This is a genomic window from Pseudoalteromonas sp. SG41-1, assembly GCF_014164575.1.
Lineage (GTDB): Bacteria > Pseudomonadota > Gammaproteobacteria > Enterobacterales > Alteromonadaceae > Pseudoalteromonas > Pseudoalteromonas rhizosphaerae.
The window spans coordinates 1-10,214 of sequence record NZ_JACJFL010000079.1 but is presented as its reverse complement, the minus strand read 5'-3'; the positions used below and the strand labels follow the sequence as shown (position 1 = coordinate 10,214).

The window sequence follows — 10,214 nt, the reverse complement described above, 5'->3', positions numbered from 1 at the left end:
TTGACCTTTGACCTTTGACCTTTGACCAGCATAAACAAAAAAGGCTGCACAGTGCAGCCTTTTATTCTAGTACTAGATAATGAATCTAGTGTGTATAAATATAGTTTAACCTACATTTTTACGTGCATTGCGGAACATACGCATCCATGGGCTATCTTCGCGCCACTCATCTGGGTGCCACGAGTTAGCAACCGCACGGAATACACGTTCAGGGTGAGGCATCATTACAGTAGCACGGCCATCAGCTGAAGTAATACCTGTGATACCTTCTCGCGAGCCGTTCGGGTTAGCAGGATATTGTGTCGTAGGGTTACCGTAGTTATCAACAAACTTAACCGCTACAGTACCTGACTCAAGCGCTGCTTTCACTGCTGCATCATTAGCAAACTCAGCATGACCTTCACCGTGAGACACAGCGATAGGCATACGAGAGCCCGCCATACCGTTGAAGAATACCGAAGGATTCTCTTGCACTTCAACTAAGCTAAAACGTGCTTCAAAACGCTCAGATTTATTTGTCACAAAGCGTGGCCAATGTTCAGTGCCAGGGATCAACTCTTTTAATGTTGATAACATCTGACAACCGTTACACACACCTAAACTAAATGAGTCTTGGCGCTCAAAGAAGCTTTGGAACTGCTCACGTGCCATATCATTAAATAAGATTGATTTAGCCCAACCTTCACCAGCACCTAACACGTCACCGTAAGAGAAGCCGCCACATGCCACTAAGCCTTTAAACTCTTCCAGACTTAAACGCCCTTCAAGAATATCGCTCATGTGTACATCAACTGCCGCAAAACCAGCACGGTTAAATGCAGCTGCCATTTCTAAATGCGAGTTAACACCTTGCTCTCGTAAGATAGCCATTTTAGGCTTAGCGCCTGTCGCAATATACGGTGCTGCCACATCTTCATTTAAATCGAAGTTTAGTTTAACGTTAAGACCAGGGTCTTTAACATCAAACTTGGCATCAAATTCTTGCTTAGCACAATCAGGGTTATCACGGCGTGCTTGCATTTGGTAGGTGGTTTCTGCCCAAATAGTACGTAATTCAGTACGCGTATTACTAAGTACAGGGTTACCAGCGCGGTTAAATACCACACTGTCGTCACTGTTAAGTGTGCCAATTTCATGGCTGATTGCAGCAATGCCATGTTCAGCAAATACTGCGTTCACGACCTCTAAATCACTGTTAGCAACTTGGATTACCGCTCCGAGCTCTTCATTATAAAGTGCTTCAATGTCAGAACCTGTTAAACCATCTAAATTAACAGTCACACCAGTATGACCCGCAAATGCCATTTCAGCCACTGTGGTAAATAAACCACCGTCTGAACGGTCATGATAAGCAAGTAACTTATTATCAGCGACTAACGCTTGCATTGCATTGTAGAAGCCTTTTAGTAATTCAGGGCTATCTACATCTGGCGTTACATCACCTAATTGCTTATAAACTTGCGCTAAACTTGATGCACCTAGTCGGTTTTTACCAGCACCTAAGTCAACCAAGATAAGTGAGGTTTCACCTTTATCTGTACGTAGCTGCGGAGTAACCGTTTTACGTACATCGTCAACACGACCAAACGCGGTGATAATAAGTGATAATGGTGCTGTTACTGACTTCTGCTCGCCATTCTCATCCCACTGGGTTTTCATCGACATAGAGTCTTTACCCACAGGAATGGTTAAACCAAGCGCAGGACAAAGCTCTTCACCCACCGCTTTAACTGCTTCGTAAAGACCCGCATCTTCGCCAGGGTGACCAGCTGCTGCCATCCAGTTAGCAGACAACTTAATGTTTTCAAGCGGTCCAATGTTAGCACAAGCAATATTGGTTAATGATTCAGCTACGGCCAAACGTGCTGATGCACCGTAATTAAGCAATGCTGCAGGTGTACGCTCACCAAGAGACATTGCCTCACCATGGTAAGTGTCATACGTTGCTGCAGTTACGGCACAGTTAGCAACTGGCACCTGCCAAGGACCAACCATTTGGTCACGAGCAACTAGCCCTGTTACTGAGCGGTCACCAATGGTGATCAAGAACGTCTTTTCAGCAATCGCAGGTAAACGTAATAAACGTGTTGCCGCTTCACTTACGTCAATATTTGCAGTATCCAGCGCTTTACCAATAACTTGTTGAGATTGCGCTTCACGGTGCATTTTAGGTGCTTTGCCTAATAACACATCCAGTGGTAAATCAACGGGGTTGTTACCAAAATGGCTATCTGCAACGGTTAAATGACGCTCTTCAGTCGCTTCACCTATTACAGCATATTGCGCACGTTCACGCTTACAAATGGCTTCAAAACGGTCAAAATCTTCAACCGCGACAGCAAGTACATAACGCTCTTGAGACTCGTTACACCAGATCTCATGCGGTGCCATGCCCGGCTCATCATTCGGAATATCGCGCAGTTGGAATTTGCCCCCACGACCACCGTCATTAACAAGCTCAGGGAATGCATTTGATAAACCGCCCGCGCCCACATCGTGAATAAACGCGATTGGGTTAGCATCACCTAACTGCCAGCATTTATCGATGACTTCTTGACAACGACGTTCCATTTCTGGGTTTTCACGTTGTACTGACGCAAAATCTAAATCTTCATTTGATTGGCCTGACGCCATTGATGAAGCAGCGCCGCCACCTAAACCAATGTTCATCGCTGGGCCACCTAACGCAATCAACTTAGCGCCAACAGGAATTTCACCTTTTTGTACATGGTCAGTACGAATATTACCTAAACCACCTGCAAGCATAATTGGCTTGTGGTAACCACGCACCTCAAGGCCATTATGACTGGTTACTTGCTCTTCATAAGTGCGGAAGTAACCGACTAAGTTTGGACGACCAAACTCATTATTAAACGCAGCGCCACCCAATGGGCCCTCAGTCATAATATCTAATGCTGTAACGATACGAGCAGGCTTACCAAAATCAGTTTCCCACGGTTGCTCGTAACCAGGAATACGTAAGTTTGATACAGTAAAGCCAACTAAACCTGCTTTTGGCTTAGAGCCACGGCCTGTTGCACCTTCATCACGAATTTCACCACCTGAACCGGTAGCAGCACCAGAAAAAGGTGCAATCGCAGTTGGGTGGTTATGGGTTTCAACTTTCATCAAGATTTCAATGTTCTCTTGATGATATGCATATTCACCTTCAGGATTTGGGAAGAAACGACCCGCTTTCGAACCTTTCATTACTGCGGCGTTATCTTTATAAGCAGATAATACGTTTTCAGGGTTTAGCTCGTAGGTATTTTTAATCATTTTGAATAGCGATTTAGGCTGAACTACACCATCGATGGTCCAATCTGCATTAAAAATTTTATGACGACAATGCTCTGAGTTTGCTTGTGCAAACATAAATAATTCAATGTCGTTCGGGTTACGCCCTAACTTTTGGAAGTTTTCTACCAAGTAATCAATTTCGTCATCAGCAAGGGCAAAACCTTGCTCAACGTTTGCAGTTGCTAGCGCTTCACGGCCGCCGGCTAAAATGTCAACTGATGACATTTGACTCGGTGCATCAGTACGGAATAACGTCGCAGCGTCGTCCATTGCGCTGTGCGTTGCTTCGGTCATGCGGTCATGTAATAGGGCTGCAACTTGATTTAATTGCTCAGCGTTTAAGTCACCTTCAACATAATAAGCGATGCCGCGCTCAACACGGTGTACTTGAGTTAAGCCACAATTATGTGCAATATCCGTCGCTTTTGAAGCCCATGGCGAGATTGTGCCAGGACGAGGCGTTACTAACACCAAAGTGCCTGCAGGTGTATGTTCGGCAATCGTTGGACCATAGGTAAGTAACTTCTCAAGCTTAGTTTGCTCATCACTTGACAGCTGTGCGGTTAGATCTGCAAAGTGTGCATACTCAGCGTATACATTAGTGACTGGAAGTTGCGCCTGTTGGCAACGGGCTAAAATTTTCTGAACTCTAAAATCGGAAAGTGCTGGTGCACCACGAAGGATCAACATAGGTATTTTCATCCGGGGTTAGGGATTGAACGATATTTTAGGCGGGTATTATATACTCAAGTAACTCGGAAATACAGGTTAAGCAGGGAATTAAAATTGCGGCAAGAGCGCTATAAGTTAGCATCGTTTATTACTAATAATGCCTAGTGGCAGATGAAATATCAAACACAGTAAAGTCAACTATGACAAATCGCCAAGTGACGTCATCGCAAAGTTTTGATATAAGGGTGTAATAGCATTCAAGGGGCACAGTATGTTTAAACAAAAGCTAATAACAATCATTACGTTAGTAATGCTTTTGTGTGCCTGCGATATGCAACAGCAGCAATCTCAACTTAGCCAAATAAAAACTCAAAACAAAATCAGAGTGGGTACGTTAGCTGGAGCAAGTAATTATTATCAAGCAGTGCAAGGTGAACAAGGATTTGAATATGAGTTAGCCCAAGAGTTTGCAGATCACCTTGGGGTTGAACTGGAGATGGTGCCATTTTTTAACTTATCCGACATGTTTTCACGCTTAGATAGCGGCGATTTAGACTTAATAGCCTCTGGTTTAACGTACAATAAAGTACGCGCCCAAGATTACCGTTTTGGCCCAACCTATCGCACAATTAGCCAAAAACTGGTTTATAAACAAGGTAGAGTAAGACCTCGTGATTTTGATGATCTAACCGATAACCTGACAGTACTTGCCAAAAGTAGCCATTCATTGGCACTGCAACAAATTAAACAAACTCACCCCAATTTAAATTGGCGCGAAACAGAAGATCTCGACGAAGAAGAGCTATTACAAGCAGTGATCGATGGTGAAATTGATTACACTCTTGCCGACTCACATACCCTATCGTTGTTTCGTCGCTATCACCCTAATCTTAGTATTGGTTTTTCTGTTACTCGTAACGATCCCATTGCTTGGCTGCTGCGCAAAGACGGCGACGATTCGTTATATGCGTTAATGGTGCCGTTTTTTGGTGAAGTAAAACAAAGTAATCAGCTTTATGTACTTGAAGAAAAATATTTTGGCCATGTCCGCCAATTTAACTACGTTAATACCCTTGCCTATATTGAAGCAATTAAAGAAACACTGCCAAAATATCAACCTTGGTTTGAGCAATATGCAGGCAGCCTAGATTGGCGATTACTTGCAGCTTTAAGTTATCAAGAATCAATGTGGAATCCGCGAGCAAAATCCCCCACAGGAGTTCGTGGTATTATGATGCTCACTCGTGATACTGCAAAGCAGGTCGGCGTAACTAATCGTCTTGCTCCTGAGCAAAATATCAAAGGCGGCGCAGAATATTTGACGAAGCTAGAAAAACGAATTCCCGACCGCGTTCCTCAGCCAGATCGTACTTGGCTAGCTTTAGCATCCTATAATATTGGTTGGGGTCACGTGAACGATGCTCGTATTATTACCGAGCAGCAAGGTGCTAGCCCTGATAAATGGGCTGATGTGAAAAAACGCTTACCGCTATTAATCAAAAAACGTTACTACCGTAAAACCAAGTATGGCTATTCGCGCGGTGACGTTGCAGTCAAGTATGTGGATAATATTCGTCGTTACTACGATGCACTAGTTTGGTTAGATGAAAATGACGCGATCAGCACACCGACTACTGAACCCGATGATGCAGAACAAATAGATCAACCTACTACCCAAGCTGCTGAGATTAAAAATCCAAAGCCTGCCACAATACAAACCACGGTCTCCCCAACAAAAGATGACAGTATCGATGAGCAAGCACCGCAAAAAAAAGATAACGGCGAACAATAAAAATAACTTTAAATGCGATAGGTACGCGCAAACTAAAATATCTATTTACTTGTCATCAAATGATCACTAATGTGTAGTATCAAGTATATAATTAACTTATATCTTTTCTCACTCTCACATTTTCAGGAGAAACCATGCTGAAACGTCGGCGTACACATTCGTTCAAACGAAATGTTATTTATTCATCATCTACCCGTCGCAGAATAATGCTGCGTAATTTACATAGAAAAGTAATTTGGCGTCGCAGAATGTTTGCAATGCAACAAATGGCAGAGTTAAGCATTGCAGCACCTGCAGGTTAAGCCTTCAGGTCACGCAAAGCTTTCTTTGCAGCTTTTATTTCTTGACGGCGGCGTTTAAAAAAATCAGAAATAGTTTGCCCACATAACTCACCTAGTATTCCGGCCTCAACTTCAACCTGATGATTTAATCTAGGATCTTGTAATAGATTCATAATAGAGCCTGCTGATCCTGTTTTTTCATCCGCAGCACCAAACACTAAACGTTTGATACGACTGTGTACTAGCAACCCGGCGCACATAGAGCATGGCTCCAACGTGACGTATAAAGTACAATCAATCAAGCGGTAATTATTAACGACCTTGCCACCTTCGCGTATCGCAATCATCTCTGCATGAGCAGAAGGATCGTTATCGGTAATCGAACGATTATAGCCAGCTGCAATCAACTGATTATCTTTGACCAGTACAGCACCGACAGGAATTTCATTCAACTGCTCCGCTTTTTTTGCATACTCTAGAGCTTGCGCCATCCAATATTGATCGTTCAATTGTTCACTCATTGACTTAATCTTTAACTAATTATTGTTTAATTATACTCACTTAGGCCATTAAAACGCTAAATATACTGATTAGTGATAAAAATAAAACAAATTAAAACAGCTTTAACATGGCTCACCCCGTGCGATTTACGATATAATCTCTCGCTTTTTTTATTTAGCTCACAACACACGGGTAGCAAATGAAATTTCCTGGACGCCGCAGGCATAAACATTATTTTCCAGTGGAAGCCAAAGATCCACTTACTAATCAACTCAACGCCAGTGATAAGTTGCAACGCAGCTACATCACAGGGATAGATCAAATCGTAGTTGATATAGAAGCTAAAGTCGATCAAGCTTTCCTTGACGAATTTCAACTGCGCCGAGGTATGTCGCAAGTTATTGATAGTGATATAACCAATGCATTATATGACCGCTTAAAACTCAACGATATGATCGATTATGAGTTTGCAGGCGGTACTATCGGCAACACTATGCACAACTACTCAGTATTAGCGGATGACCGCTCTGTACTACTGGGTGTGATGAGTGAAAACATTAAAATTGGTAGCTACGCTTATCGCTTTTTATGTAACACCTCAAGTCGTGTCGATCTCGACTACTTACAACCGGTAGATGGTCCGATCGGTCGCTGCTTTACACTCATTGACGATACTGGTGAACGTACTTTTGCGATCAGCGCAGGGCTGATGAACCACCTACGACCTGAATCAATCGATCAGGAGTTAATAGAGAACTCATCGGCATTAGTGATCAGTGCTTACTTAATGCGTACGCAAGGTTCTGAGACGATGACAGAAGCAACAATGCAAGCTGTCAAATATGCCAATGATGCTGGCATCCCTGTCGTACTCACTCTTGGTACTAAGTTTTTAATCGAGCAAGACCCTACTTGGTGGGCTAGTTTTGTTGAAAAACATGTTGATATTTTAGCAATGAATGAGGAAGAAGGGCTGGCAATAACTGGCTTTGAAGACCCTCTACTTGCTGCTGATAAAGCACTTGATTGGGTAGATTTAGTGATCTGTACCGCAGGTGAAAAAGGCTTGTTTATGGCAGGCTACATCGATGAGCAATTTAAACGAGAAACAGAATACCCATTGCTGCCTGGCGCAATACCAGATTTCAATCGTTATGAGTTTTCGCGCGCTATGCGCAAAGTTGACTGTCAGCAGCCAATTCGTGCATACAGCCATACAGCGCCATTTATGGGTGGTCCAGACTCTATTAAGAACACCAATGGTGCAGGAGATTGTGCATTAGCGGCGGTACTACATGACTTATCGGCAAATGTTTACCATAAGCTCAATGTTGGTAATTCAGCTAAACACCAGCAACCGGCAATGACCTACTCATCATTAGCACAAATTAGTAAGTATGCTAACCGTGCCAGTTTTGAGGTGTTAGTACAGCATTCACCGCGCTTATCTCGTGGTTTACCTGAGCGTGAAGACTGCCTCGAACAGGTTTATTGGGAGCAGTAACAACTCCCAATACATATTAGTTAAAAAATAGAGATATCAAGTTTTTTAGATAGCAGCTCAAGGGCTGCTATTCCTGCCACCGAGTTGCCAAATGAATTTAACCCTGGCGACCACACAGCCACTGTAAACTTATTCGGTAACACCGCTAATATAGTGCCCGATACTCCTGATTTACCCGGCATACCAACCCTATAACCAAAATCGCCCGCCGCATCATAGAGGCCGCTGGTAAATAATAATGAGTTGAGCTGTTTGTTTTGCAGACTTGAAAGTACGCGTCTATTAGACACGTTATCTATCCCTTTATTGGCCAGAAAGTTATATGCTTTAGCCAATTCGACACAATTGAGCTCTATTGCACAAAAATTAAAATATGCCCATAACACATCGTCAACTTCGTTTTTAAAGTTACCAAAGGACTTCATTAAATGCCCCATAGCAGCATTACGATGACGAAATTCATACTCAGAATTAGCGACCTTTTTATCAATCACTATGCCCTTATTTCCAGACAATAACCTAAATGTTTCTAACATTGAATGCATAGGTGCAGACAAGCGGCTATATAACGCATCACAGGTAACGATAGCACCGGCATTTATGAAGGGGTTACGCGGTATACCCTTTTCAAACTCAAGCTGAGTCAAAGAGTTAAATGCAGTACCTGACGGCTCTTTGCCGACTCGTTGCCATAATTCATTACCATAGCGCTGCAGCGCTAACGTTAACGTCATTACTTTAGAAACAGATTGAATTGTAAAGCGTTGCGAGCAATCGCCTGCGCAAAATGTCTGGCCATCAGTCGTATATATAGCAATAGAAAATTGGTTAGCATCAACCTCAGCCAATGCTGGAATATAATCCGCCACTTTACCTTGTGATAACAGTGGTTGCACCTCAGCGGTAATTTCATTTAAGACTTGTTGATAATCAGAGGTAGGCAAGGTAACCCTCATTGGCATTGAAAACAGAAATAAAATTCTACCATATTAGAAGAAAAGCAGACTGACTTTATTACTCAAATAATACCTAATAAAACACGCTTACAGTCACTTATTAATAATGCTGATTTGCCTTTTACTTACAAAGAGTGCGAGCTTGCCTATCACTTATAGAGGGCGCTAGTTTTCAAGATTAGAAAATGACAGTACACGCATGTCAAAGGTTAACGCTGACGGCTCGAAGCCAATAGCTTTCCTGCAGACGTAAAAAAGCCCGACTATTGCTAGTCGGGCTTTCTCAATTTAGATCCTGTCAATGTCGTGGTGCCCACAGCGGTAGAGAGTCACATAGCAAATGTATAGAGTCGGCTTTAGGCTCTTATTCTTTTTTACCTAAAACATATTGCCTTTCACCTCGAACCTTTATTTTTACTTTATTCCAGACGTAAAAAAGCCCGACTATTGCTAGTCGGGCTTTCTCAATTTAGATCCTGTCAATGTCGTGGTGCCCACAGCGGTAGAGAGTCTCATAGCAAATGTATAGAGTCGGCTTTAGGCGCTTATTTTTTTCCTTTTACCTATTACCTTTCACCTCGAACCTTTATTTTTACTTTATTCCAGACGTAAAAAAGCCCGACTATTTCTAGTCGGGCTTTCTCAATTTGGAGCTTGGCGATGTCGTAGTGCCCACAGCGGTAGAGAGCCACATAGCAAATGCGACACTATCTTTGTGTCGGGGCGGCCTTGTGCGGGGCTCGCCTTCGAGCTGTGTATAGGAATACACATGCCGTAGAGCATAGGATTGCAAGAGCGGTCACTAGTGAGTTCGGCATGGGGTCTTGGCTTGGTGTTTTAACTTTGTTCCAGACGTAAAAAAGCCGCTTCATTTCTGAGCGGCTTTCTCAATTTAGATCCATGGTGCGCTACGCAGTAGGATGTCGTGGTGCCCACAGCGGTAGAGAGCCACATAGCAAATGTATAGAGTCGGCATTAGGCGCTTATTCTTTTCCTTTAACCTGATGCCTTTTACCTCGAACCTTTATTTTTACTTTATGCCAGACAACAAAAAACCCGTCACATCGCTGTAACGGGTTTCTATTATTTGGAGCCTGGCAATGTCCTACTTTCACATAGCAAATGCTACACTATCATCGGCGCTGTTTCGTTTCACTACTGAGTTCGGCATGGGGTCAGGTGGGTCCAAAACGCTATTGTTACCAAGC

Annotated in this window: 6 protein-coding genes and 1 rRNA gene; 3 read left to right on the top strand and 4 right to left on the bottom strand. The window is 43.1% G+C overall.

Features of this window, described 5'->3' with window-relative positions; translation table 11 throughout:
* Positions 1–105 precede the first annotated feature (105 nt).
* Positions 106–3,990: a phosphoribosylformylglycinamidine synthase gene (gene purL / locus H5203_RS21945; protein ID WP_145235036.1), complete on the bottom strand. Its 3,885-nt coding sequence runs from the start codon at positions 3,988–3,990 to the stop codon at positions 106–108.
* Positions 3,991–4,243: 253 nt separating this feature from the next.
* Between purL and mltF the strand changes: the two genes are divergently transcribed.
* Together mltF and H5203_RS21935 are read left to right on the top strand one after the other, a co-directional pair.
* Positions 4,244–5,764, top strand: a complete 1,521-nt coding sequence (gene mltF / locus H5203_RS21940; RefSeq protein ID WP_259397229.1) for a membrane-bound lytic murein transglycosylase MltF — start codon at positions 4,244–4,246, stop codon at positions 5,762–5,764.
* A 134-nt stretch (positions 5,765–5,898) separates the two neighbouring features.
* Entirely contained in the window at positions 5,899–6,066 is a 168-nt protein-coding gene (locus H5203_RS21935) for a hypothetical protein (RefSeq protein WP_169020230.1), read from the top strand.
* On the opposite strand, the gene tadA is transcribed toward H5203_RS21935, so the two are convergent.
* Positions 6,063–6,566 (bottom strand): tRNA adenosine(34) deaminase TadA, encoded by a 504-nt coding sequence (tadA, locus tag H5203_RS21930; protein ID WP_145235034.1) that lies wholly within the window; start codon positions 6,564–6,566, stop codon positions 6,063–6,065. The genes H5203_RS21935 and tadA overlap by 4 nt on opposite strands.
* A 179-nt stretch (positions 6,567–6,745) precedes the next feature.
* On the opposite strand from tadA, the gene H5203_RS21925 reads away from it, so the two are divergent.
* Entirely contained in the window at positions 6,746–8,050 is a 1,305-nt protein-coding gene (locus tag H5203_RS21925) for an inosine/guanosine kinase (RefSeq protein WP_145235032.1), read from the top strand.
* A 20-nt stretch (positions 8,051–8,070) separates the two neighbouring features.
* On the opposite strand, the gene glsB is transcribed toward H5203_RS21925, so the two are convergent.
* Both glsB and rrf read right to left on the bottom strand, forming a co-directional pair.
* Positions 8,071–8,994: a glutaminase B gene (gene glsB / locus H5203_RS21920; protein ID WP_145235030.1), complete on the bottom strand. Its 924-nt coding sequence runs from the start codon at positions 8,992–8,994 to the stop codon at positions 8,071–8,073.
* Positions 8,995–10,098: 1,104 nt separating this feature from the next.
* A 5S ribosomal RNA gene (gene rrf / locus H5203_RS21915) occupies positions 10,099–10,213 on the bottom strand.
* Between the last annotated feature and the right edge of the window lies 1 nt (position 10,214).